Below are 24,986 nucleotides of genomic sequence, written 5' to 3'. Positions count from 1 at the left end.
CTCGATCGCCCGGTCAGCGACGCCCGTTGAGCACGCCGCCGCTCTCTTCGAGGTAGCACACCCCGCAGAGCGACTCGTAGGAGACCGCGTGAGCACCGTCTTCGCCGAGCTGCGTCGAGGCATCGATTGCGACCTGGTTTCCGTCGAAGACGAATACGCCGTCGATGAGTCGCGCGTTGAAGATGGCCTTGCGCCCGCAACGGCAGATGGTCTTCAGCTCTTCGAGGCTGTGGGCGACCTCGAGCAGTCGCCTGCTGCCGGGGAACGCCACGGTCTGGAAGTCGGTGCGAATGCCGTACGCGAGCACCGGCACCGAATCGATGAGAGCGATGCGGAGGAGATCGTCGACCTGCTCCGAGTTCAGGAACTGGGCTTCGTCGACGAGCAGGCAGCTCACGTCGCGGCCGCGCTCTTCGATCACCCGATTGCGGTGCGACTGGAACAGGTCGAGCACATCCGTGGCCGGTGCGATCGTGAAGTCGACCTCGCGCACGACGCCGAGTCGCGAGACGATGTCTCGGTCGCCCTTCGTATCGACCGTGGGCTTCGCGAGCAGCACCCGGTGACCGCGCTCCTCGTAGTTGAACGCGGCTTGGAGCAGCGCCGTCGACTTGCCGGAGTTCATCGCCCCGTAGCGGAAGTACAGCTTCGCCATCTACTCGCAGCGCCCGTCTTCACTCGATGTCATATCTCAACTCCACTGTCACATTCTCTCGCGTCAGGGAAGCATCCGCTCGCAGCGCCACCGCTCGTGCCACGGCGACGAATCGGTCGAGTTCACGTCGATTCGGCGGGGCGCTGCCCGGCGCGGAGACGATCGTGACGACGCCGCGTTCGCCCTCATCGCCCTCGTTCGTGAAGGCCACTCTGATGAGCTGCGACCTGGCGGCATCGCCGAGCCAGGAGATGAGCGCGGTCACCGCCGAACGTTGATCGGCGCCGAGGTCGTCGGCGGCACCGGTCGGATCGTCGACGATCGTGTCGATGCCACGCGCCACGCGGATGTTCGCTGCGAGATCGTCGATCCACGTCGATTCGAGGCCGGCCCGCAACGCCCGCCTGAGCGCTTCGGCCAGTTCGCGCGCCCGTCCGGCGTCGGACACGGAGATGCGCTCGGCCGTCATCACACCGGCGAGGAACGGCAGTACTTCCCTGCCGAGCACCGAGACCCCGCTCTGCTGCACAGTGCGCGCGATGCCCGCGCGCAGCTCTGCATCGCGCTGCAGGGCCACCCGATTGGCCGCCCGTTGCCAGGCGAGCGTGTCGGAGACGATGCGGTAGGAGTACCCGGCCGCCGCGGCCGACATCGCGAGCACCGGTGCCGCGTTCAGGATGAGGATGCCGCCGATCGGGGCCTCCGAGGAGGCGTACATCGTCGCCCCCGCGGCGAGGATCGAGAGCACCACTGCCGACAAGACGCCGGCGAGCGATGCAGAGAGCCACGTGATGTACGGTGCGAGCGAGAGGATCAGCAGGCCGATGACCGCCGGACCGAAGTCGTCGTAGACCTCGCGATTGTTGCCGATGGTGCTGACGTACTCGGCGATGGCGGCTCCAACGGCGAGCGTCACCACGATCCAGAGCCGTTCGTTGGTGAACGGTGCATGAGCCGGCAGTGCCCAGACGGCGGCGACCGATCCGGCAGCGGCGAGAAGGAGGAGAGCGACCACCGCGGCCAGGGGCGAGCCGACCTCGTTCCAGTGGGCCCAGGTCAACCCGAGCGCCACCACGAACGCGACCGAAGCGCCGATCGTCACGATGGGTGCGGCGGCGATCGCGCCGATCGGGTCCGCCTCCTGCTGGGTGAGACGCAGATGCCCGTTCATGCGCCGCCCTCGGGAACCGTCAGCACGACGGTCGTGCCGATGCCCCTCGACGACCAGAGCCGAACCGTCCCGTGCTCCTGTTCGATGCGGGCACGTATCGACGTGCGCAGCCCGATGCGATCGGGGGCGACCTGAGCCTCATCGAATCCGATACCGCTGTCCATGACGGCAATGGTCACCTCTCCACCGCCGAGGCCGAGGGCGAGCTCCGCCTCGTCGACGCCGGAATGCCTCGCGACGTTGATCAGGCATTGCGCCACCGCGGCGTCGAGTGCGGCGGCACGGCGCGGCCCCAGTGTGCCGAGCACCGCGACATCGCCGGTGACCCGCACCCTGAGGCCCGCGTTCTCCGCCGCGGTGAACGAATGGTCGAGCGGGGGCACGTCGGATTCTGCGGGCGGATGTCCGTCATCGTCATCGAGTTGCCGCTCGCCGAGCGCCTTCGCGCCCCCCACCCCCTCGCGGTCGCCGGCCTCGCCGCTCGACGCATGGTCGATCGCCCAGTCGCGACCGACGACGAGACCGAGATCCTGACGGATGCCCGCTCGCAACCGCTCATCGACCGGGCCGGAGCCCGCGGCCGCGATCGCCACGAGATGACTGAGCGCGGTGTCGTGCAGCCGCGCCGTGGCGCGGAGCTCGTAGTCGTGCCGGATCGCGAGTTCTCGTGTCTGCTGGCTGGCACGGTGCAACCCGGTTTCGCGACGCATGCCGGCGCGGCGAGTGAGACCGTCGAAGACACGCACGATGACCACCACCACGAAGGCGAAGCACGTGGCGGCGTTCGACATGAACACTCCGCCCGTCACGACGGCTCCGACGAGCATCGCGACCTGGCCGAGGGCGAAGCCGAGCGTCGCCCAGATGATCGCGATCGTCGAACCGTTTCCGGCTCCGCCGACGAGCAGCAGCGCGACTCCCACGAGAGCGAGCACCGCGTTGTTCGTCGACGGGAACTCGCCACTGCGCAGCACGAGCACGGTGAGGGCGAGCAGAGCACCGGCGCCGGCGACGAGATAGACGACGGTCAGCGTGACCGTGGCGTACCGGGCGACGAGTGCGAGCAGCACCATCATGCCGACGGCGAGCGCGAACCCGATCCAGCGGTCGGAACGATCCTGCAGCAGCGAGACGACGGCAACGAGTGCTGCGGCCATACCGAGGCAGGCGAATGCCGCGCAGTGCCCTGCGTTGCGGAGCGCCCTGCTGAGCGATTCCCTCGCAAGGTGTCCCGGCAACCCCAGGGTCATCGTGATCCTCCGCTCGGTGCCGCACACGCGAACGTCGACGTTCGCCCCCGCGCGAACTTCGCCGTTCGTGCTTCTGCGGATTATCCCAGTTTCGTGCGCGCCACGCGGGCGACTCGGCCGAACCGACGGCGAACTCGGTCAGAACAGTGCCGACGGATCGTGCGGAAGGTTCAGGGCGTCGGGGAGTTCGGTCCGGACGGCGACCCCGTCGGAGCCAGGTCGCCGAGAGGCTCGGGCGCCGCGCCACGTCGCCGGACCGCGCGCGAGCGCCGACGACCGTACTCCCCCGGTGACCGGATCTTCGCGACCGCGCTCGAGACCGTGCGCACTGATCAGCGGGCGAATGCGTTCGCCCAGCCACTGCCGATAGGCCTTCGGTGCGTACGCGTTCGAGCCGTAGTACATGGATCGGTACTGCGGAACGAGCTCGGGGTGCTCGCGCCCCAGCCACTGCATGAACCACGGTTTCACCGCGCCGCGAAGATGGAGCGCCGAGTAGAGCACGCTCGTGGCTCCTGCCGACTTCGCCGAACGCAACGCCTCGTCGAGATGGGCCTTCGTGTCGGTGAGGTGGGGCAGGATCGGCATCAGGAACACGGAGCAGTCGAAGCCGGCATCGCGCACGGCCGAGACCGTCGCCAGCCGCGCCCTCGTGCTGGGGGTGCCCGGTTCGATCGACTGCTGCAGTTCGTCGTCGTAGATCGCGATCGACATCGCGATGTCGACGGGAACGTGCGACGCGGCGTCGACGAGCAGCGGCAGATCGCGCCGCAGCAGCGTGCCCTTCGTGAGAATGCTGAACGGCGTGCCGCTCGAGGCGAGCGCCTCGATGATGCCCGGCATGAGCGCATAGCGCCCCTCGGCGCGCTGGTAGGGGTCGGTGTTCGTGCCGAGCGCGACCGGCTCATGTCGCCAGGCCGATTTCGCGAGCTCGCGACGCACGACCTCGGCGACATTGACCTTCACGATGATCTGCCGGTCGAAGTCAGCGCCGGCGTCGAGGTCGAGATAGGTGTGCGTCGGTCGGGCGAAGCAGTTGTGACTGACGACTCCGTTCGCGATGAAGTCCCCAGTGGTGGTGGTGAGGTCGAGCATGTCGACGACCTCGTCGAGCGGATCGATCGCGATGACCTGCAGGTCGCTCGCGGTCTTCACAGCAGAACCCACTTGGCTGGCCACGTACTCGCCGCCTCCGGAGCGCGTGTAGGTTCGTCGCAGCATCATGCCGTCGCCGCGGATCATCCCGGCGAGGTAGCCACGCTTGTACTCCTCGGAGAACGCGTCCGGCGACACCTCTCTGCCGCGGTTTCCGAATCCCATCAGCGAGTTCGAGGTCGTCAGATAGGGGCGTCGGGAGCTTCCCGACATCCGGCCCGTCACGTGCTTCCACCCTCGCACCGTGAGGAAGCGATGGTCGCCGCTCGCAACGAGCCGCGTACCGTCGGCCAGCGTGACTCTGAACGCCGGCTTTCGTGTCGCCCACTTCGCGACGATCCTCGATGTCGTATATCGCCGATACCGACCGTGGACGCGCGTGCCGAGCACTTCGTCGCCAACCTCCACCGACCTCAGCGGCCGCTCTCGTCCGTCGGCCATCGTGATGAGCGTGTCAGGGTGCAGGCAGTAGGTGCAGGCGTGCGTGCAACCCCGATAGGGATTGATGGTCCAACCGAACGGCATCGCTGATTGGCCGGGAACGCGATTGAGCGCGGACTTCGCGAGCACCTCGTGGAAGGTGACGCCGGCGAACTCCGGCGTCTGTACCGAACGCACGAGATTGTTGAGTTTCGCGAGCCCGGGCAGCACGCCCGACTGCTCGACGCCCAGTTCCTGCCCGCTCCACCGCATACCGACATTCGAACACATATTCTGGATATCTGTATGGATGAAGTTCGTTTCGCCACTCAGCGGCGACGTGTGGCAGGTACCTCACGGCGAGCCGGGACGTTGAGCCCGCCTGTTGACACGTAAGTTTTGGGAGGGCGGGCTCAATGTCGAGCCTGCCGTAGCGGCGGAGCAGAACCATCGAAATCTTGAACAAGAGGAGTCCCACTTGCGGAGGATAGCCAGGGGAGGCATCACTGCCCTGATTGCAGCGCTTCTGGTCGTCCTATTCGGAGCTTCACAGCCTGCTCAAGCACTGTCTTATGGCTACTTTGCCGGCCACCCGCTTTACCGGGGTTCCGAGCCGTGGTGCACTGGCGGTTGGACCATTCAGGGCACAAGCGGCACGTTCATCCTGACTGCCGGCCATTGCTTCGGGGTAGGAGAACGGGTGTCCGGGACCGCCGTCCCTTTCGGCACGATGGCGTACCGAAAGTTCAACGGCACCGAGGGCGACTCCGGGCTCATCCGACCTGACGCCGGTGTCACGATGTACCAGATAGTGGTTGACCCGCGGACGGGACAAACTCCTCCTGGGACCAATGGACGCGTGACCGGGAAGATGCCCAACTATGAGCAGACGAACGGCACACTGGTCGGCAAGATGGGCATCACGACCGGTAGGACTGAAGGGACGATCCAATACCGGTATCCACGGAACGGAGTCTATGTCTACTGCGCAACGTACGCTCGAGCGGGAGGAGACTCCGGCGGGCCCGTTTGGCGGAATGATAGCCAAGGCTTGCGCGCTGTTGGCATGCATGTCGGGTCGATCGTTTACAACGGTGCCACCCTCGGGTGCTACTACCCCATTGACACGCTTCTGAGTCAGTGGGGTGCGAGCATGAACTTCTTCCCGAGCGCCCGCATGCAGGCTCCATCGGGCGACCTGATGCCTCCAAGCGAAAGCACCGACTTTCCGCCGATCGTCACAGACGCCGATGGTGCGGTCTGGAGCAACGACTAGACGGTATGTAGTGACCGCTCACCGGGTGTGAGTGTTGCGTGCCGGCATGCCGACACCAGCGTTGCGCTTCCCTCATGCGACTATGTCTGGCCGTAGCCGCGGCGTCCCAGCTCAAATGGGCGCATCATGGATGGACCAGCGGACGCCTCTCAGTCTCTCGGCCATCTCGTCTGCGCGGGCGCGCCGCTGCATCTGGCAGCCGCAATGCGCGTTCTCGTCCCAACCGACGCCCCGTCGATTCAGGGCACCGATGATGGCGTGATCTCCCGCGAGGGCACCACTGCGGCGTTCAAGATGACGCGGCCCCCGAGTGGCCGCTCGAGATCTATAGTGAACGGTGTCGCCGGGTTCCCCTGACACGATGCCTCACGGGCGCCCGACGGCCGCACCCCGATGACCAACTCAACCGTGGACTCAGTCTCGGCGATCTCGACGAGTTCGACCCGACCGGTGGCGTCCTGACCCGAGTTGCACGCGAACTCCGTGACGAGTAGTGCGAGATGGTCAGACTCGGGGGGCGGGCGGCGACGAGGGATCGAGGGAAACTCTCGCTGCATTCAGCTCGCCGAGGTCAAGCATCGGCGAGCAGGTCGACGACTCAACAACTGCCCATTCCGACTCGCCGGGATTAGCTGGCATGGAATCGGTGGAGATGACGATGTACATGTATTCGCGGATGTCGCCGCGGCCGTCATCTTGCGGAACGGCGAGCTTTGTCCATCAACATCACACGATCGTTGCTCTCCTGCGCAATCAGCCAATCGAGCGCATCGAAACCGGAGACACCGCGTCCGTCGAGGGCCGGCGCGGCAGCGGGTGCGAGCTCGCTCGCCGGCCTCGGGTCCTCCAGTGCCTGCACGGGCACCTCATTTCCCTGGCACAGCACCACGATGGGCTGATCGTCCGAGACCAGGTCACCGGCCGAGCGATCGGGCGCCGCGCACGCCGTCCCCACGAACGCCATACACGCGATCACCACTGAGAGTCGCGCCGCGGCCATCGACCTTTTCCTCATGCAGCTCAGGGTACAAGGGGCGCGTTGGCGATACGACCCAACGCATATCCTGACTCGGTCGTCACGACGCGCCACCACGTCGGCGATGGCCGCGTGTTGAAGCGAGCGCCCTCCGCCGGCGCTGCTTCATTCGAGCAGATACCCAGAACACATATTCGAGCGATCTGTCCAGTGCCGTGCTTGACACCGGGCATCGAGGTGGCAAGGCTCGCAGCGAGTCATCCGTCGACACCGGACAGGAGGCAGCGGATGTCGCAGCGACGCAGTGACCCGGCCGCCCCCGCTGCCCGCGCCGACTGGACGATCGCCGCCCTCTGCACCGGCACGACCCTGAGCGCCGTGAACTCGGGCATGGTCGCGGTCGCGCTCGTGACCCTCCAACGCGAGTTCTCGGTGGATGTCGCCACGGTCACGTGGGTGATCACGGCCTTCTATCTCACGTCCGCGGTGCTCCAACCGGTGATGGGTCGCATTGCCGACCGCTACGGCCCGAGACGCGTCTTCACCATCGGTCTTGCGATCGTCGCCGTCGCCGGGGCACTCGGCCCGTTCGCACCGGCGTTCGGCTGGGTGGTCGCCGTGCGGGTGCTGCTCGCGGTCGGCACCTCGACCACCTTCCCGAGCGCCGCGGCGATGCTGCGTTCGATCGCCGCGACCAGCACGCTGAGCGCGCCGAAGATGATCGCGCGCATTCAGCTCGTCGACACGAGCTCGGCGGCCGTCGGCCCGGTGCTCGGCGGACTGCTGATCACGGCGTTCGGCTGGGAGGCGATCTTCTGGGTCAACGTGCCGCTCGCGGCCCTCGCGATCCTCGCGACTCGTGTGCTTGCTCCGCGCGACGCAGCGCGCGAGCATGTTCCCCTGCGACGAACGGTTGCCGAGTCCGACCTGCCGGGCATCATCCTGTTCGCCGCAACGGTCGTGACGCTCCTGCTGTTCCTGCTCGACATCGCGACCGACCCGAACTGGTGGTTCCTCGTGGCCGCGATCATCGCGGGCTCGCTCTTCGCGTGGCGTGAGCTGACGTGCACCACGCCGTTCATGGATCTGCGCCTGCTCGGCGACAACCTTCCGCTCATCCGCGTGTACGTGACGTTCATCCTGGCGAACCTCGTGCTCTACAGCGCACTGTTCGGCGTGCCGCAGTACCTCGAGAACCACGGGGGCTACCGCACCGACGCGGTCGGCGCGCTGATGCTTCCGCTGGCCGCCTTCACCGTCATCCTCGCGCCCGTCGTCGAGCGCATGATCGACCGACGCGGTATTCGCACCGCGCTCGTCGCCGGCAGCATCGGGCTCGCGGCATCCGCTCTCGCACTGCAACTGCTCGCCGGATCGACGAGCCCCTGGATCGTACTGCTGCTGATGGCCGCGGTCGGCGTGCCGTACGGGATCGTGCTCATCTCGATCACCCAGTCGCTCTACGTCGCCGCGCCGCCCGATCGCGTGGGTCAGGCCGCGGGCCTGTTCCAGACGGCGCGCTCGCTGGGCTCGATCGGCTCGACGGTGGTGGTCGGGCTCAGTTTCGCTGGCGGCACCGATCCGACCGACTGGACCCTGCTCGCGACGGTGATCGCCGTGCTTGCCGGCCTGTTCCTGGCCGCCGTCGTGCTCTGGCGCGACAAGCGGGCGGCGCCGGCCGGGCCCGAATGAGCAGTGAGCGGATGCCGCGGCGACACGCGCCCCGCGGCATCCGCTCGCTTCATCGGAGCGCCGCGACCGGCGCCCTGCTGCCCGCGGCGAGCTCGAGTTCGTCGCCCGACCACCGGCGACGGAGCCAGCGATCGTGGCTCGCGATGACGACGGCACCGGGGTAGGTTCCGAGCGCCTCCTCGAGGTCGGTCGCGAGGGCCAGTGAGAGGTGGTTCGTCGGCTCATCGAGCAGGAACACGTGCGGTGGCCGGGCGATCACGAGCGCGAGCGCGAGCCGGCGCTGCTGCCCGACCGAGAGCGCGCCGATCGGGCGCGACTCGTCGCGCGGGGCGATGAGCCCGAGGCCGCCGAGCGGCACCTGCTGGGCACGCCGCTCGCCGAGCACCCGCTCGTAGAGACGCCGAGGTGAGGTGGCGAGGTCGGCGAAGCGCACGTCCTGCTCGAGCAGCTGCACGCGCAGCCCCTTGCGCCGGTGCACGAGACCGTCGTCGACGCGCTGCGCCCCCGCGAGCACATTCAGGAGCGTCGACTTGCCCGCGCCGTTGGCGCCCGTCACGAGCAGCCGCGTGAGCGGAGCAACCTGCAGCGACTCGATCGCGAGGCGGCCGTCGACCGCGACATCCGACAGCTGCAGGAGCAGACCGGATGACTCCTCGAGCGCGTGGGAGCCCGACGGGATGCCGGCGAACACCAGGGGCGACGGCGGCTTCGCCACCTGCTCGCGCTCGAGCGTCGCGAGTCGCAGCTCGGCGTTGCGCACTCGGCGCGAGACCGCCTGATCGACGTTCTCGCCCTTGAAGTGGCGGATGAACTTGTCGTTGTCGGTGGCCGCTCGGCCATGGGCGACGCGACGAGCGGCGCCGCCGACATCGCTGCGAAGCTGTTTCAACTCCGACTGCTCGTCGTCGTACTGGCGCCGCCAGCGCACTCGCTCCTTCGCCTTGACATCGAGGAATTCGCTGAACCCGCCGCCGAAGACGGTGCCGCCCGAAGCTGCGAGCGCGTCATCACGCGACGCGGTCGATGCGGCGTGGCTCGACGCAGAGTGGGCGAGCGCGCCCGCCCGCCCCGGGTCGAGGTCGAGCAGGCCGGTGGCCGCCCGGTCGAGAAACGCGCGGTCGTGGCTCGCGAACACCACCGGCCCGCGCCACGCGCGGAGCCGATCCTCGAGAAACGCCGCCGCGGCGTCATCGAGATGGTTCGACGGCTCGTCGAGGAGCAGCGCGTCGGGGGCGCTCAGCAGCAGGGCTGCGAGCGCGAACCTCGAGCGCTGACCCCCCGAGAGTTCGACGATGCGCCGGTCGAGGCCGAGATCGCCGACGCCGAGCCCCTCGAGGAGCTCGTCGCGGCGGGCCTCGGCGCTCCAGACCTCGGCGCCTTCCGCGGCGTCGAGCGCGGCGGAGTATCGGGCGGCCGCCGGGTCGCCCGCGTCACTCGGCTCGGCGGCGTCACTCGCGAGCGCGGTCGCCGCGGCGTCGAGTTCGCGTTCGATCGCCCGCACCTCGGCGAGGGCCGCCTCGAGCACCTCGCCGACGCGCTCCTGCGGTGCGAACGGCAGCTCCTGGGCGAGCAGCGACGTGCGCCGCGGCCGCACGATGCGGCCCGAGGTCTCGGCGTTCGAGCCGGGCGATGCCGCGGCATCCGCCCGCTCGAATTCGCCGGCGATGAGCCGGAGCAGTGTGGACTTGCCGGCGCCGTTCTCGCCGATCAGTCCGAGGCGTTGGCCCGGTGCGACCGCGAAACCGAGGTCGGTGAAGACGCGTCGATCGGGATACGAGACGGAGAGGCCGTCGACACGGAGATGGTGGGAATGGGTGATGGATACAGTCATGCGGTACGCCTTTGCCCTGTGTGCGAAAGCCCCCGGGCGGTCGACGGATGCCGCGGCGCGCGTGCAGCGGCACGATGCACCGAGCCGGCGGAACGCGGGCGCGCGGCGCCGACGACCGCCCGGGAGCGGAGAGGATCCCGCCGGGCGTTGCCGTCGCAGCTCGGGTGCGCGCGAATGCCGTCGCGAACAGCACGATGCCCAGATCAACCGGAGACCCGAACCGTGCGCACACCCGATGTCAACGGCGCCTCAGGCGCGGGACGAGGGTGTGTACTCACTTCATAGCGGGTACGACGGTAGCAGAGCTCGCCGAGAATACCAACCACCGCGCCGGATGCCGCACACGCGCGGGTGCTACGCACGCGGCTTGGCGGAATGTAGGACGCAGGCGGAGATGTAGGACGCAACGGCGCTGCGGCGCCCTACAAAGGCAGCTTCGACCTACAAACACGCCCCACGCGCGGGTGCTACGCCGTGAGTTCGAGCACCTTCGCGGTCTCGGCCAGCGACGTCGCCGCGGCATCCGCGTTGCCTGAGAGCAGTGTGCCGTGGCTCGGCATCATCTCGCGCAGCTTGGGCTCCCACTCGGCCATGCGGCCCGGGAAGCAGCGGCCGAGCACGTCGAGCATGATGGGCGCGGCGGTCGATGCGCCGGGCGAGGCGCCGAGCAGGCCCGCGATGCTGCCGTCGGCTCCGGTGATGACCTCGGTGCCGAACTGCAGCACGCCGCCCTTCTCCGGATCTTTCTTCATGACCTGCACGCGCTGGCCGGCCGTGATGAGCTCCCAGTCCTCGCTCTTGGCTGTGGGCATGAACTGGCGAAGTGCCGCGAGCTTCTTGTCGCGTGAGGCGAGCAGCTCCGAGACGAGGTACTTCACGAGGTCGAAGTTCTTGAACGCGACCTGCAGCATCGGGCCGAGGTTGTGCAGTCGCACCGAGAACGGCAGGTCGAACCACGTCGAGGTCTTCAGGAACTTCGGCGTGAAGCCGGCGTATGGCCCGAAGAGCAGCGCGGTCTCGCCGTCGACGACCCGGGTGTCGAGGTGCGGCACCGACATCGGCGGCGCACCCTTCGCGGCCTTGCCGTAGACCTTCGCGTGGTGCTGTGCGACGAGTTTGGGGTTCGTCGTACGGAAGAACTGGCCCGAGATCGGGAAGCCGCCGAAGCCCTTGATCTCGGGAATGCCCGAATGCTGCAGCAGGGCCAGCGCGCCGCCGCCCGCACCAACGAAGACGAAGCGCGCGTTGACGACCTTGGGGGTGTTGCCGACGAGGTGGCGCAGGTGGAGCTTCCACGTGCCGTTCTTCTGACGCTTGAGGCGGGTGACCTGGTGGTTCGTGGCGATCTCGGCGCCGCGCGTCTCGATGTCGCGAAAGAGGAACGTGGTGAGAGCACCGAAGTCGACGTCGGTACCGGCGACCGTGCGGGTCGCGGCGACGCGCGCCTTGGGATTGCGCTTCTTCGCGAGGAGCGGAGTCCACTCGGCGATGCGCTCGAGGTCTTCGGTGTACTCGAGGTCGGGGAAGAGCGGTTGCTCCCGCAGGGCGGCGACGCGCTTCTTCAGGTACTCGATGTTGGCATTGCCCTTGACGAACGTCATGTGCGGCGCGGTGTTGATGAAGTTCTGCGGTTCTGGCAGCGCGCCCTGCTCGACGAGGTACGACCAGTACTGCCGGCTGATCTGGAACTGCTCGTTGATCGCGACGGCTTTGCTCGCGCTGACGGTTCCATCGGGCTGCTCGGGCATGTAGTTGAGCTCGCAGAGCGCGGCGTGACCGGTTCCCGCGTTGTTCCACGCGTTCGACGACTCCTGTGCAACCTCGCCGAGGCGTTCGTAGACGCGGATCGTCCAGTCGGGTTGGAGTCGCGAGAGCAGGGAGCCGAGCGTGGCGCTCATGATGCCCCCGCCGATCAGCACGACGTCGACGGTTTCCTCTGAAGTCACGGATTCCAGTGTAGATGCCCCGGATGGTGCCCCAGACCAGCGTCGCTCACGCGCCGACCAGCGTCGCTCATGCGCGGCCCAGCGTCGCTCATGCACCGCCCAGCGTCGCTCATGCACCGCCCAGCATCGGCAGGCCCCGCTCGTCGAGCGGCCACGACGGGTTGTGGGCGAGCTCCCAGAGGTTGCCGTCGGGGTCGGCGACGTAGCCGCTGTACCCGCCCCACTCGGTTGGGCCGGCCGCCTTGGAGATCGAGCCGCCCGCGAGCACCCAGTCGCCGACGGCATCGTCGACCGCTTCGGGCGAATCGAGGTTGATCGCGAGGGCGACGGCGCGGAAGGCGGGGGCGTTCGCGTGCATGGTCGGGAGCGCCGCATCCTTCGCAAGCTCGGCCGTCTCCCACAGGGCGAGCACGCCGCCCGGCGTGGCGAAGAAGACGACCTCGCCGGACACCGACGACGGCGCTTCGCGCCAGCCGAGCCGGTGGTAGAACGCCGTGGCGGCCTCGACGTCGGCGACGCCGAGCGTGACGAGCGAGAAGCGCTGGGGAATGGCCATGCGCCTGACGCTACGCCGCTCGGCCCGAACTCGCACCCTGTGCGTGGGCGCGCCCCGCTTCGGGCGCAGGCGAGCGGATGCCTCGGGCGGCAGGTGCGCCCGAGGCATCCGTTCGCTCAGAGTGCCGCGACGCCGCCCGCGATGAGGCCGACGCCGGCGGTCACGAGCGCCGCCGTGAGCGAGACGACGCCGAGCCAGAGGAGCACGATGAGCCGCCCCGGCTTCTCGGGATCACGGCCGAGCACCGAGAGGAAGAACCCCGCCGGCATGAGGATCGCCGCGATCGGGACACCGACCCGCGCGAGCCAGAGCCAGAATCCGTCGAGCGCGGCATGCGAGATCACCGAGAGGATCGCGATCGAGAGCACGAGCAGTACGGCGGCGTGGGCGTGGCCGGCGCGGAAGAAGTTCGCCTGGAGGCGATTCGCCGGCACCGATCCGCGCACCACCCGGGTGAGGAAGTAGCCCCCGCTCTCGACCGTGACGAGGGCGAGCAGCAGGATGCCGACGAGGATGACGTCGTCTGCGGGCATGACCGGTCCTTTCGGTTGTCCATGGTTAGATAGTTGTACTCTCCAATACTAGAGAGTGACACTATCTAATGCAAGGAGCCGGGATGCGCATCTCCGCACTCGCCGCCGAGGCGGGTCTGCCGGTCGCGACCGTCAAGTACTACCTGCGCGAGGGGCTCTTGCAACCGGGCACCGTGACCTCGGCCACGCAGGCCAGCTACGACGCGGGCCACGTACGCCGGCTCCGGCTCGTGCGCGCGCTGACCGGGCCCGTCGGTCTGAGCGTGCAGCAGGCGCGCGCGGTGATCGAGCTCGTCGACGAGCCCGGCGATGATCTCTATGCCGCACTCGGGCTCGCCGTCGGTGCGCTGCCGCCGGCCGGCGCCGATCCGGTCGATGCGGTCGATCCGTTCCCTCGGGCGCGCGCTGCGCTCGAGGCGCTCGGGCAGGTCTACGACCCCGAGTTCGCCGCCGTCGCCCAGCTCGAGCGCGCGCTCGTCGCCGCGGCAGACGCCGGTCTGCCGATCAGCGATGAACGGCTCGCACGGTACGGCGCCGCCGCGCGCGACCTCGCCGACTTCGACCTCGAACGGATGCCGCCGGACGCCCACGCCGCCGTCGAGTACACCGTGCTCGGCACCGCGTTGTACGAACCGGTGCTCCTCGCCCTCCGGCGTCTCGCGCATCAGGACGCCGCAGTGCGACGCCTCGGCCGCGAGAGCTGAGGTTCACCGAGCCGCGTGCTCCGTCGTGCGGGCGGCGGTGCGCCCGAGGCATCCGCTCGCGTCGCCCTTCGCTCCTCAGACCGCCGCGGGCGCCTTCGCGGCGACGAGCTCCGCGATCTGCACGGCGTTCAGCGCCGCACCCTTTCGCAGGTTGTCGTTCGAGACGAAGAGCACGAGGCCCTTGCCCTCTGGCGCCGACTGGTCGCGGCGGATGCGTCCGACGAAGCTCGGGTCGGAGCCGGCCGCCTGCAGCGGCGTGGGCACGTCGGAGAGCTCGACGCCGGGAGCGGCCGCGAGCAGCTCGGTCGCACGCTCGGGCGTGATCTCGTTCGCGAACTCGACGTGGAGCGAGAGCGAGTGGCCCGTGAAGACCGGCACGCGCACGCAAGTGCCCGCGACACGCAGGCCAGGCAGCTCGAGGATCTTCCGGCTCTCGTTGCGGAGCTTCTTCTCTTCATCGGTCTCGAGGTCGCCGTCGTCGACGATCGAACCCGCCAGCGGGATCACATCGAAGGCGATCGTGCGCGGGAACTTCTCGGGCGCGGGGAACTCCACCGCCGAACCGTCCTGTACGAGTCCGATCGCATCCTGAGCGACCGCGGCCCGCGCCTGCTCGAGGAGCTCTTCGCCGCCGGCGAGACCGGCACCCGAGACCGCCTGGTACGTGCTCACGATGAGTCGTTCGAGCCCGGCTTCGTCGTGCAGCACCTTGAGCACGGGCATCGCGGCCATGGTCGTGCAGTTCGGGTTCGCGATGATGCCCTTCACCGCCTGGTCGATCGCGTGCGGATTCACCTCGCTGACGACGAGCGGAACCTCGGGGTCCATGCGCCATCCGCTCGAATTGTCGACGACCGTGACGCCCGCGGCGGCGAACCGCGGCGCCTGTGCCTTCGAGAGCGTCGCGCCGGCGGAGAAGATCGCGATGTCGAGGCCGCTCGGGTCGGCAGTCGAGGCGTCTTCGATGACGATCTCCTCGCCCTTCCACGGCAGCGTCGACCCGGCAGAGCGTGCACTTGCGAAGTAGCGGATCGAGGCGACCGGGAAGTCGCGCTCCTCGAGCAGGCGCCGCACGACCGCGCCGACCTGGCCCGTCGCGCCGACCACGCCGATGTTCACTCCGTTGGTAGCCATTTCTTCCTCGTATCCTCTTCGCTTCACGCTCATGATGCGTCACGGCAACTCTGTTTCAAGTTGCGTCACGGCAACTCTGTTTCAAGTTGCGTCACGGCAACTCTGTTTCAAGTTTGGTCACGCAACTCTGTTTCAAGTTTGGTCACGCAACTCTGTTTCAAGTTTGTAGGACATTTCCTCGTTTGTAGGACGCCCTGATGCGACTGCGTCCTACAACGGCGGAGAAGTCCTACATTTCGGCCGGATGTTGCGGGCGGATGTTGCGGCCGGATGTCGCGGCCGGGTGTTGCAGGCGGATGTCGCGGGCCGATGCCGCGGAGGAGTCAGCGACCGGTGCCCGCGTGCACGATCGCGTCGTCGTCGCCGTCGAGCTCGAACGCCGAGTGCACAGCACGTGCGGCGTCGTTGACGCTGTCGGCGCGCGTCACGACGGAGATGCGGATCTCGCTCGTCGAGATCATCTCGATGTTGATGCCGGCGGTGTAGAGCGCCTCGAACAGGCGCGCAGAGACCCCAGCGGCCGAACGCATCGCGGCGCCGACCAGGGAGAGCTTGCCGATCTGGTCGTCGTATTGCAGCGAGAGGAAGCCGATCGCCTCCTGCGAGCCCGCGAGCGCCGTGAGCGCACGCTCGCCGTCGGACTTCGGAAGGGTGAACGAGATGTCGGTGCGACCGGTCGAGGCCGCCGAGACGTTCTGCACGATCATGTCGACGTTCGCACCCGTGCCTGCGACGATCTTGAAGATCTTCGCGGCGACCCCCGGCTTGTCGGGCACGCCGACGACCGTGATCTTGGCCTCGGTGAGATCGACCGCGACACCTGCGATGACGGACTCTTCCACAGCTTCTCCTTCGGGAAGGCGCGCGGGGTCGTAGACGACGGTCCCCTCGCTGTTGTTGAACGACGAGCGCACATGCAGGGTCACGCCGTGGCGGCGAGCATATTCCACGGCTCGGATGTGCAGGACCTTGGCTCCGGATGCCGCGAGCTCGAGCATCTCCTCGCTGGTGATGCGGTCGAGCTTGCGCGCCTTCTTCACGATGCGCGGGTCGGAGGTGAACACACCGTCGACATCGGTGTAGATCTCGCACACGTCGGCCCCCAGCGCCGCCGCGAGCGCGACCGCCGTCGTGTCGCTGCCGCCGCGGCCGAGCGTCGTGATGTCACGGGTGTCGCGGTTGAAGCCCTGGAAGCCCGCAACGATGACGACCGCGCCGTCGTCGAGCGCTTCGCGCAGACGCACGGGAGTGACGTCGACGATGCGGGCGGCGCCGTGCGTGGCATCCGTGATCATGCCGGCCTGGCTGCCCGTGAACGAACGCGCATCGTGGCCCATGCTCTTGATCGCCATCGCGAGGAGCGCCATCGAGATCCGCTCGCCCGCCGAGAGCAGCATGTCGAGCTCGCGCGGCGCCGGGATCGGCGTGACCTCGTTCGCGAGGTCGAGGAGTTCGTCGGTCGAGTCGCCCATCGCGGAGACCGCCACGACGACGTCGTTGCCCGCCTTTCGGGCCTCGACGATGCGCTTGGCGACCCGCTTGATGCTCTCCGCATCGGCGACGGAGGATCCGCCGAACTTCTGCACGATCAAGCTCACGTGGTCACTCCCGATTGGATGGGCCGGGGAACATCCACCCGGCGTCGACCATCTTACGGCGGCCCACATGTGCGCCCGGCATTGTGACGGCCATGTGAAGGCCGCCGCGCATCCTCGCATCCCCTTCTCTACGCCGCTAACATGCGGTCATGTCCGATGCGCTTGACGTGTGGTCCGAGTTCAACGTTGCGATGGTCGGCGCGACGGCCGCGCTGGCCGGACTCCTGATCGTGGCGATGTCGGTGAACATCTCCGTGATCATGACCTCGGCGACGCTGCCGGCGCGTGCGGCGTCGTCGATCGCCGCACTCGTGCTCGCCATCGTGGCCAGCGCCTTCGGCCTCGTTCCCGGGCAACCCGTCGCCGCCTACGGCATCGAAGTGCTCGTCGCCGCGGTGCTGGCGGGCGTGTTCCAGTGGCACGTGATCATCGTGGTGGCCAGGGAAGACGACATTCCGACGCGGGACCGCATCGCGAAGGGCTTCTTGGGGGTGCTTCCGATCGCCGGGTTCCTGATCGGCGCCGTCCTCGTGTTGGCGGGCGCGGTCGAGGCGGGCCTGATCGCCATGGCGGTCGGAGCGATGCTCAGCATCATCTCTGCGCTCACCCTGGCGTGGGTCGTGCTCGTCGAAGTGCTGCGCTGACGGGGTCAGCCCTCGTGCGGCCTCGGCATGTACCACTCGGTGTACTCGGTCGCCCGGCCGTCGTCGGCGAGACGCACGATCCAGAGGTTCAGGAAGTCGCGGTCGGCCGGATACTCGGTGCGCCCCTCGATCACGACGAAGCCATCGTCTTCATGCACGATGTGCCAGTCGAACGCCCATGAGCCGGGCTCGTCGAGGTCGTCGAGCCAGCCCGCGACGATCGCGTCTCGACCGACCCGCGGCTCGGAATCGGGGCTCGTGAGATATCGTGCGTCGTCGGTGAACAACGCTCCGATCTGCCCGGGATCGTTGGACTTCCACGCCGCGACGTACCCCGCGACCCACTTCGCACCGTTGCTCGCCATGACTCCGTTCTAACGTCGCTCGCGCAGAGCGTCAAGCGACCGGCCCGCCGTCGGCCGCGCTTGCCGCCGCCCCGCCGCCGGCTCGCGTGGGAGGATGCTTGTTCGGTCGGAGGATGCGGATCCGTTGCCTCCGACCGAACACGCGTCCTCCGACGGGATCGCGCGCGAGCGCGCGAGCGCACGGCGCGCGCGAGCGTCGTCAGCCGACGACGCGCCGCCCCTCGAACGCGCGTCCGAGGGTGACCTCGTCGGCGTACTCGAGATCGCCGCCGACGGGCAGGCCCGAGGCGAGCCGGGTGATGCGGATCTCGAGGGTCGAGAGCAGTCGGCTGAGGTAGGTCGCGGTCGCCTCACCCTCGAGATTCGGGTCGGTGGCGATGATGACCTCGGTCACGGTGGCGTCGGCGAGCCGCTGCATGAGCTGGCGGATGCGGAGTTCATCGGGGCCGATGCCGTCGATCGGGCTGATCGCGCCGCCGAGCACGTGATAGAGCCCGCGGAACTCGCGGGTGCGCTCGATCGCGACGACGTCCTTCGCCTCCTCGACCACGCAGATGAGGGTCGGATCGCGTCGCGGGTCGCGGCAGATGCCGCACGTCGCCTCTTCGGAGACGTTGCCGCAGATCTCGCAGAACCGCACCTTGTCGCGGATCTGCATCAGGATCTCGGCGAGCCGGCTGACGTCGAAGTGCTCGGTCTGCACGATGTGGAAGGCGATGCGCTGCGCCGACTTCGGACCGATGCCGGGCAGACGCCCGAGTTCGTCGATCAGTTCTTGGACGATGCCCTCGTACATGCTCAGCCACGCTCCCCGAAGCCGGGCCGCGGCGGTGCTTCGACCTCTTCGAGGAAGGTCGCCCCGAGCACCTCGCGCACGACGGCCTCACCATAGCGCTGGATGCCGCCGGCGCCCGACGAGGTCGGCAGCGGGCGGCTCGTTCCCTTCGGTGCACGACCGGGAGTGGCGGCAGTTGCGGGATGGGGAGCGGTGGCGGGGGCCGGGGCGGGAGCGGGGGCGGGGGCGGTGGCGGGAGCGGGGCCGGTGGCGGGGGCGGCAGGTTCTGCTGCGCGCACGGATGCCTCGACGGTCGTCTCGGGCGCCGGCCCGGGATCGAACGGCGGCTCCTCGTCTTCGGGCGGCGCATCTGCGTCGTCGGGCACATCGCCGAGGTCGTCGCGACCGCCCTCGACAGGCGGTGTGACGGATGAGTCGGCGCCCGGTACCGACCGCACGGCCACGGGCCGCTCGGCGACGGGCCGCTCGGCGACGGCCGTTGCGGTGCGAGTCACCGATCGCCCAGGCTCGGCGCCGTCGGCGGCGCCGTCACCCTCGACCGGGTCACGCGGGATGGCGACGGTCGCCCACGAGTCCACCGGGCCGGACGGGGAGGACGATCCCGGCGCGGACGAGCCCAGCGCAGACGAACCCAGCGCAGACGAACCCGGCGCCGACGAACCCGGTGCCGACGAACCCGGTGCCGACGAACCCGGCGCAGAGCTCGACCGAGTCGGAGTTGCCGCCGTGGACCCCGACGGCCGGCGCGCGGACGGTGCGGTCTCGGCGCCCCGACCGGGCGACCCCGACGCCGAGTCGGTCGGTGCCCCCGCAGCTGGCTGCGCCGATGTCGCACCCCGATCGTGCCGTTCGGAAGGTGTCGGCGCAGGAGCCGTCGGGGACGCGCCGACCGGCGTGCCGCCGGAGCCGTCGACCTTCGCGACGAACTTCACCCGCACACCCAGCACGTCGACGATGGCGCCGCGCAACATGTCGCTGACGCTCTGGCCCGGTGCGCCGCCCCGGAAGCCCGCGACATCCTGTTCGCTCGGGAAGGTGAGCACGAGCACTTCGCCGTCTCGGAAGTCGCGCACCTGTGCGGTGAACGCCACCATCCACGCACTGCGCTTCGTGCGCTGCAGCGACGCGAGCACCTCGGGCCACGCGTCGCGCATCTGCTGGAGCGTGACCGGCGCGAGCGGCTTCGCAGGCGCAGCCGGCTCTGCCTCTGCAGCCGGCTCTGCCTGCGCAGACGCAGCCGCAGGCGCAGCCGGCTCTGCCTGCGCAGACGCAGCCGCCGCCTCGGGCGCGAGCGCCGCTGCGGGCACCGCTTCGACGGGTGCAGCGGGCGCCGACCGCGGCGCTGACACCGGCTCGGCCGCCGGAACCCGAGGGCGCGTCGCCGGGCGCGACTCGACCGCGTCCGGTGCCGCCCCCGCTCCGTCGTCGACGCCGACGCGGCGCTCGAGCCGCTCGACGCGCACGAGTGCGCCGCGCTCGGTGTGGTCGGCCGCCGGCACGAGCACACGCGCGAGCATGAGCTCGAGGTGGAGTCGGGGCGAGGTGGCTCCGGTCATCTCGGTAAGGGTCTGGTTGACGAGGTCGGCGACGCGCGAGAGCTCGGCCTGGCCGAAGGCCGCGGCCTGGGCCGCCATGCGGGCGAGCTCGTCTTCGGGCACTCCGCGAAGCACGGCCGCGGCCGTCTCGGGCGAGGATGCCGAAACGACGATGAGGTCGCGCAGTCGTTCGAGCAGGTCTTCGACGAAGCGACGGGGGTCTTGCCCGGTCTGCACGACCCGGTCGGCCGCGGCGAACGCCCCCGCCGCGTCGCCGGCGCCGATCGCATCGACGACCTCGTCGAGCAGCGCTCCGTGCGTGTAGCCGAGCAACGCCACCGCACGCTCGTAGTCGATCGTCGGGCCGTCGGAGCCCGCGATGAGCTGGTCGAGGAGCGAGAGCGTGTCTCGCGGCGATCCGCCGCCGGCGCGCACGGCGAGCGGCAGCACGCCGGGCGCGACCTCGACGCCCTCTTCGGTGCAGAGCTGCTGCACGTACTCGAGCATCGGGCCCGGCGGCACGAGCCGGAACGGGTAATGATGCGTGCGCGAGCGGATGGTGCCGAGCACCTTGTCTGGCTCGGTCGTCGCGAAGATGAACTTGATGTGGTCGGGCGGCTCTTCGACGAGCTTCAGCAGCGCGTTGAAACCCTGCGGCGTGACCATGTGCGCCTCATCGAGGATGAAGATCTTGAAGCGATCGCGCGCGGGCGCGAAGACGGCGCGTTCGCGGAGGTCGCGAGCATCGTCGACGCCGTTGTGCGAGGCCGCGTCGATCTCGACGACGTCGAGCGACCCACCGCCGTCTCGTGCGAGCTCGACACAGCTGGCACAGACGCCGCACGGGACATCCGTCGGGCCCTCTGCGCAGTTCAGGCAGCGCGCGAGGATGCGAGCCGACGTCGTCTTGCCGCAGCCTCGTGGGCCGCTGAACAGGTAGGCGTGATTGACGCGATCGGTGCGGAGCGCCGTCATGAGCGGCTCGGTCACCTGGGACTGCCCGATCATCTCGGCGAACGTCTCTGGCCGGTAGCGGCGATACAGTGCGGTGACCACGCATCAATCGTAGTTGCCGCGTCCGACACGACGAACTGACGTCGCTGGCGTACCATTCGGGGATCGGAAGGGGGCGCCATGACGTCGACGATGACACCGGCACAGCTCGATCGGTTCCGGGCGATACTTCTGCAGGAGCGTGCTGATGCCGAGGGCAGGTTCGCCGAGTTCGGCGACGTCATGAGCGAGGTGCGTGCCGCCAGATCGGGTGCGACGGCCGACGACGAGCACGACCCGGAAGGGCCGACCATGACGCAGGAGTGGTCGCAGCGCACCGCGGTGCTCGCCGACGCTCGCGCCGAACTCGCCGACATCGACCACGCGCTCGCGCGCATCGACGACGGCAGCTACGGCTTCTGCGGCAACTGCGGCAAGCGCATCACCGTGCCGCGCCTCGAGGCACGCCCGACCGCGACGCTCTGCATCGACTGCGCCAGGCACGCGCGCTGACCACGGCTTCGCACGCCGCCGACCCGCCCGCGCCGGCGCCCGCATGCACGCAAGCGCCTCGCGTCAGTCGCGGCGACGGTACGAGTTGATCATCGGGCAGTCGAAGGGGTCGCGGGCGGCGAGCCCGACCCGGTTGAGGTACGCGATGACGATCCCGTACGACTCGACGAGTCCGGTCTCGGTGTAGCGCACGTCGTTCTCTCGGCAGTAGTCGCGCACGATCTGCTGCGTGCGAGCCAGCGCCGGCCGCGCCATGCTCGGGAACAGGTGGTGCTCGATCTGGTAGTTCAGGCCGCCCATGAACGAGTCCATGAACCGGCCCCCTCGGATGTTCCGGCTCGTCAGCACCTGACGCTCGAGGAAGTCGACGCGAACGCCCCGCGGGATGAGCGGCATTCCCTTGTGGTTCGGGGCGAACGAGGCGCCCATGTACACGCCGAACACACCGAGCTGCACGAGCAGGAAGACCGTGGCCAGGAGCGGCGGGAAGGCCCAGAACAGGAGGGCGAGAACACCGACGAGGCGAACGGCGATGAGCGTGATCTCGAGACCGCGTCGCTTGACCTTGCCGCTGCCGAGCACATGCCGGATGCCGTGCACGTGCAGGTTGATGCCCTCGAGCAGCAGCAGCGGGAAGAACAGGTAGCCCTGCTTGCGCGTGATCATGCGCACGAGACCGCGGCTGCCTGCGGCATCCTCTTCGAGGAAGGAGATCGTGTCCTTCGCGATGTCGGGGTCGCGGCCGATGACGTTCGGGTTGCCGTGGTGCCGGGTGTGCTTGTTCATCCACCAGCTGTAGCTGATGCCGACGACGAAGTTCGCGAGGATGAGACCAGCCCAGTCGTTGGCCGGTCCCGACCGGAAGACCTGCCGGTGCGAGGCCTCGTGCGCCAGGAACGCGAACTGGGTGAGGATCACGCCGAGCGCGGCGGCCACGACGAGCTGCCACCACGAGTCGCCGATGACGACGGATGCCGCGACGGCCGCGCCGAACACGACGGCCCAGAAGACGGCCTTCCTCACGTAGAAGCCCACGAAACGGTCGAGCAGCCCCTCGGCCTTGATCTGGCGCGAGAGCCGGGCGAACCCGCTCTGCGCCGGATCCACGCCTTCGCGACGGCGACCCGCTGTGAGAATGACGGGCGACATCGTGCCCAGGGCTTCGTCGGGGCGATCTACGACCTGCAGGCTCACATGCGCTCATCTCTCGTCGCCCGAAAGCGCGAACGAGTCAGACGAACGTTTCGGGGGTGTGCTCGACCTGCTGATGCCGGCCGTGCCGTGAGCGTACGAACACGGCACGCGCGATCACATCACACGAGTGAGCCATTCACCCCCCGTACCCCCGTAGGGGTGTCAGTCGGCATCGACGCCGATTCGGGGGTCGGCGCTCTCGCGGCGCGCGGCCGCGAGCCCAGCGAACGAGCCGAGGTACAGCGGGCTCGACGCGAGCGCGAGGTAGATCCCGGCGCACACGGCGAGCGTCGGCACGAGGCCGAACTGCTCGACCGCCAGCCCGCCGAGCAGAGCGCCGAGGGGCATGGATGCCGCGACGCCGGCCGTCATCGCACCGAACACGCGCGCCCGCATGCCGTCTGGCACCTGGCCGTACATGGCCGTGGAGATCATCGGGTTGATCGCGCCCGCTGCGAGCCCCGACAGCGCGAGCACGGTCAGCAGCACCGGCAACGGAGCACCGATGGCCATCGTGAGATACGGCGGCACACCGCCGAGCACGAAACAGCTCGCGAACATCAGCCGCCCCGAGAAGCGATGCCCGAACGCCCCGAACAGTGCCGACCCGCTCAGGGCGCCGGCCGCGAAGCATCCGAGCATGAAGCCGAGCGTTGCGGGCTCCCCCAGCACCTCGGTCGCATAGACGGGTTTGAGCACGGTCATTCCGGCCACGTCGATCGCGTTCGTGAGCGTGACGAGCAGCACGATGACGCGGAGCAGCGGCGACGCGGCAATGAAACGGATGCCGGCGATGAAGCCGCCCTTCGCCCGATCGCCGTCGCCGATCGCGGCGGCGGATGTCGCGGCGCGACGCGGCACGAAACAGGCGACGAGCACCGCCGAGACCGCGAACCCCGCGGCGTCGACCACCAGCGCGGGCGTCGCGCCGATGAACGCGACGAGAACGCCTGCAGCGCCCGCGCCGACCATTGACGCGGTGCGCTGCACAGTCGCCTGCACTCCCGCCGCGCGGGCGAGCGGCATCCGCGCGACCTCGGCGAGATCGGGCACGAGCACCGTCTTCGCAGTGTCGCCCGGCGGGTCGAGCAGGCCGCCGAGGAACACCAACGCGAGCAGCACGCCGAACGGCAGGCCGACGGTGGCGCTGAGCACCGGGATCGCGATCACGGTGAGCGCACTCGCGACGTCGGCCACGATGCTGGAGACGCGGTAGCCGAACCGGTCGACGAGCACGCCGCCGAGGGCGCCGCCGATCACGAGCGGCACGGTCGCGAAGACCCCGGCGACGCCCGCCGCGAGCGGTGATCCGGTCTGGGCCAGGGCGATGATCGGGATCGCGATGAGGGCGATCGCATTGCCCGACAGCGAGAAGAACTGCGCGGTGAACAGCGCGGAGATCGGCAGGCGCCGGCGCGATGCACGGCTCCCCTCGACTCGCTCGGCGAGCACCGCGGCCTCGCTCATCGTTCGGGCCTGGCGAACGTGTGGGTCATCCATCGCACGATGCGGGTGCCCGGCTTCGCCGCACGGCCCCGCACCATCCACTTCTCGCGAACGGCCGCGAGATCGGCGGTGAGTTCGCGGAACTCCTCGAGCGTGAGGTGGGCCGCACCGTCACTCGAGTCGGATGCCGCGACCCACTCGGGCTCGAGGGTGTGCTCGGCGGCGAGCGCTTCCTGCAGTTCGCGGTGCGACGACTCGAGCACCGCCCGCCTCAGTGCCTCGGATGCCTCGTAGCGGTCGGGATCGCCCAGGAACTCGGCAGACGACAGGCTCGTCCACTCGTGAGCGGCCTGCCACCACCGTTCGCGGCCGTCTCGCTCGAACTCCGGTGCCGGAACGATGAAGCCGTGCTTCGCGAGGGTCGCGAGGTGGTAGCTCACCGAGCCGGATGCCGCGCCAGTCGCCTCGGCGAGCTGCCCCACCGACTGCGGGCCGTCGACGCGGAGCAGGCCGAGGATCTTCAGTCGCAGCGGGTGCGCGAGCGCGCGCATCGGGCCCGCATCGTGCAGGTCGATCGAACTTCCGGGTTCTGCCATGGCCCCA

The 24,986-nt window shown here is 69.0% G+C and carries 22 protein-coding genes; 5 read left to right on the top strand and 17 right to left on the bottom strand.

Annotated elements, in window-relative coordinates; translation table 11 throughout:
- Positions 1 to 13: 13 nt before the first annotated feature.
- The 4 genes from FHG54_RS06780 to FHG54_RS16520 all read right to left on the bottom strand — a co-directional run bounded on the left by FHG54_RS06780 (position 14) and on the right by FHG54_RS16520 (position 4,924).
- Positions 14 to 655: a thymidine kinase gene (locus FHG54_RS06780; protein ID WP_139416602.1), complete on the bottom strand. Its 642-nt coding sequence runs from the start codon at positions 653 to 655 to the stop codon at positions 14 to 16.
- A gap of 19 nt (positions 656 to 674) precedes the next feature.
- Positions 675 to 1,826: a hypothetical protein gene (locus tag FHG54_RS06775; RefSeq protein ID WP_139416601.1), complete on the bottom strand. Its 1,152-nt coding sequence runs from the start codon at positions 1,824 to 1,826 to the stop codon at positions 675 to 677.
- Complete coding sequence (locus tag FHG54_RS06770) at positions 1,823 to 3,076, bottom strand: sensor histidine kinase (protein WP_139416600.1); 1,254 nt, start codon at positions 3,074 to 3,076, stop codon at positions 1,823 to 1,825. Before FHG54_RS06770 ends, FHG54_RS06775 begins: the two co-directional genes overlap by 4 nt.
- 138 nt (positions 3,077 to 3,214) lie before the next feature.
- The gene (locus tag FHG54_RS16520; protein ID WP_198165973.1) at positions 3,215 to 4,924 is read right to left on the bottom strand and encodes an Rv2578c family radical SAM protein; all 1,710 of its coding nucleotides are present in this window, start codon (positions 4,922 to 4,924) and stop codon (positions 3,215 to 3,217) included.
- Positions 4,925 to 5,036: 112 nt separating this feature from the next.
- On the opposite strand from FHG54_RS16520, the gene FHG54_RS17050 reads away from it, so the two are divergent.
- Positions 5,037 to 5,927: a trypsin-like serine protease gene (locus FHG54_RS17050; RefSeq protein ID WP_338025698.1), complete on the top strand. Its 891-nt coding sequence runs from the start codon at positions 5,037 to 5,039 to the stop codon at positions 5,925 to 5,927.
- Positions 5,928 to 6,618: 691 nt separating this feature from the next.
- Here the strand turns inward: FHG54_RS17050 and FHG54_RS06750 are convergent.
- Complete coding sequence (locus tag FHG54_RS06750) at positions 6,619 to 6,927, bottom strand: hypothetical protein (protein ID WP_139416598.1); 309 nt, start codon at positions 6,925 to 6,927, stop codon at positions 6,619 to 6,621.
- Between the two features lie 264 nt (positions 6,928 to 7,191).
- Here FHG54_RS06750 and FHG54_RS06745 point away from each other — a divergent pair, with 264 nt between their 5' ends.
- Positions 7,192 to 8,595, top strand: coding sequence for an MFS transporter (locus tag FHG54_RS06745; RefSeq protein ID WP_139416597.1), 1,404 nt, complete (start codon positions 7,192 to 7,194; stop codon positions 8,593 to 8,595).
- A 49-nt stretch (positions 8,596 to 8,644) separates the two neighbouring features.
- Here FHG54_RS06745 and FHG54_RS06740 read toward each other — a convergent pair whose 3' ends face one another.
- The 4 genes from FHG54_RS06740 to FHG54_RS06725 all read right to left on the bottom strand — a co-directional run bounded on the left by FHG54_RS06740 (position 8,645) and on the right by FHG54_RS06725 (position 13,461).
- Positions 8,645 to 10,426, bottom strand: coding sequence for an ABC-F family ATP-binding cassette domain-containing protein (locus tag FHG54_RS06740; RefSeq protein WP_139416596.1), 1,782 nt, complete (start codon positions 10,424 to 10,426; stop codon positions 8,645 to 8,647).
- 467 nt (positions 10,427 to 10,893) lie between these two features.
- A complete protein-coding gene (locus FHG54_RS06735) occupies positions 10,894 to 12,324 on the bottom strand; it encodes a malate:quinone oxidoreductase (protein ID WP_233437906.1) in 1,431 nt (476 codons plus the stop codon).
- A 157-nt stretch (positions 12,325 to 12,481) separates the two neighbouring features.
- Entirely contained in the window at positions 12,482 to 12,928 is a 447-nt protein-coding gene (locus FHG54_RS16745; RefSeq protein ID WP_139416594.1) for a VOC family protein, read from the bottom strand.
- A gap of 116 nt (positions 12,929 to 13,044) precedes the next feature.
- Complete coding sequence (locus FHG54_RS06725) at positions 13,045 to 13,461, bottom strand: hypothetical protein (RefSeq protein WP_139416593.1); 417 nt, start codon at positions 13,459 to 13,461, stop codon at positions 13,045 to 13,047.
- Between the two features lie 83 nt (positions 13,462 to 13,544).
- Between FHG54_RS06725 and FHG54_RS06720 the strand changes: the two genes are divergently transcribed.
- Positions 13,545 to 14,165 carry a MerR family transcriptional regulator gene (locus FHG54_RS06720; RefSeq protein WP_139416592.1) on the top strand — a complete coding sequence of 207 codons (621 nt, stop codon included), beginning with the start codon at positions 13,545 to 13,547 and terminating at the stop codon, positions 14,163 to 14,165.
- Between the two features lie 75 nt (positions 14,166 to 14,240).
- Here the strand turns inward: FHG54_RS06720 and FHG54_RS06715 are convergent, their stop codons facing one another.
- Complete coding sequence (locus tag FHG54_RS06715; RefSeq protein ID WP_139416591.1) at positions 14,241 to 15,299, bottom strand: aspartate-semialdehyde dehydrogenase; 1,059 nt, start codon at positions 15,297 to 15,299, stop codon at positions 14,241 to 14,243.
- A 323-nt stretch (positions 15,300 to 15,622) separates the two neighbouring features.
- Positions 15,623 to 16,897, bottom strand: coding sequence for an aspartate kinase (locus FHG54_RS06710; RefSeq protein ID WP_139416590.1), 1,275 nt, complete (start codon positions 16,895 to 16,897; stop codon positions 15,623 to 15,625).
- Positions 16,898 to 17,046: 149 nt separating this feature from the next.
- Here FHG54_RS06710 and FHG54_RS06705 point away from each other — a divergent pair, with 149 nt between their 5' ends.
- Positions 17,047 to 17,541, top strand: coding sequence for a hypothetical protein (locus tag FHG54_RS06705; protein ID WP_139416589.1), 495 nt, complete (start codon positions 17,047 to 17,049; stop codon positions 17,539 to 17,541).
- Between the two features lie 5 nt (positions 17,542 to 17,546).
- On the opposite strand, the gene FHG54_RS06700 is transcribed toward FHG54_RS06705, so the two are convergent.
- From FHG54_RS06700 to FHG54_RS06690, 3 genes are all read right to left on the bottom strand, one after another.
- Entirely contained in the window at positions 17,547 to 17,906 is a 360-nt protein-coding gene (locus FHG54_RS06700; RefSeq protein ID WP_139416588.1) for a nuclear transport factor 2 family protein, read from the bottom strand.
- Between the two features lie 199 nt (positions 17,907 to 18,105).
- Positions 18,106 to 18,702 carry a recombination mediator RecR gene (gene recR, locus FHG54_RS06695; RefSeq protein ID WP_139416587.1) on the bottom strand — a complete coding sequence of 199 codons (597 nt, stop codon included), beginning with the start codon at positions 18,700 to 18,702 and terminating at the stop codon, positions 18,106 to 18,108.
- A gap of 2 nt (positions 18,703 to 18,704) precedes the next feature.
- Positions 18,705 to 21,293 (bottom strand): DNA polymerase III subunit gamma and tau, encoded by a 2,589-nt coding sequence (locus FHG54_RS06690; RefSeq protein ID WP_139416586.1) that lies wholly within the window; start codon positions 21,291 to 21,293, stop codon positions 18,705 to 18,707.
- Between the two features lie 78 nt (positions 21,294 to 21,371).
- Between FHG54_RS06690 and FHG54_RS06685 the strand changes: the two genes are divergently transcribed.
- Positions 21,372 to 21,743: a TraR/DksA family transcriptional regulator gene (locus FHG54_RS06685; RefSeq protein ID WP_139416585.1), complete on the top strand. Its 372-nt coding sequence runs from the start codon at positions 21,372 to 21,374 to the stop codon at positions 21,741 to 21,743.
- Between the two features lie 63 nt (positions 21,744 to 21,806).
- On the opposite strand, the gene FHG54_RS06680 is transcribed toward FHG54_RS06685, so the two are convergent.
- The 3 genes from FHG54_RS06680 to FHG54_RS06670 form a co-directional block, all read right to left on the bottom strand.
- Positions 21,807 to 22,892, bottom strand: a complete 1,086-nt coding sequence (locus tag FHG54_RS06680) for a fatty acid desaturase family protein (RefSeq protein ID WP_139418330.1) — start codon at positions 22,890 to 22,892, stop codon at positions 21,807 to 21,809.
- A 207-nt stretch (positions 22,893 to 23,099) separates the two neighbouring features.
- Positions 23,100 to 24,437 (bottom strand): MFS transporter, encoded by a 1,338-nt coding sequence (locus FHG54_RS06675; RefSeq protein WP_139416584.1) that lies wholly within the window; start codon positions 24,435 to 24,437, stop codon positions 23,100 to 23,102.
- Positions 24,401 to 24,979: an ArsR/SmtB family transcription factor gene (locus FHG54_RS06670; protein WP_139416583.1), complete on the bottom strand. Its 579-nt coding sequence runs from the start codon at positions 24,977 to 24,979 to the stop codon at positions 24,401 to 24,403. Before FHG54_RS06670 ends, FHG54_RS06675 begins: the two co-directional genes overlap by 37 nt.
- Positions 24,980 to 24,986: the final 7 nt, after the last annotated feature.

Source organism: Agromyces laixinhei (assembly GCF_006337065.1).
In the GTDB taxonomy this organism is placed as follows: Bacteria; Actinomycetota; Actinomycetes; order Actinomycetales; family Microbacteriaceae; genus Agromyces; species Agromyces laixinhei.
Note: the sequence above shows the minus strand (reverse complement) of the source record. Positions and strands in the feature narration are given on the sequence as shown.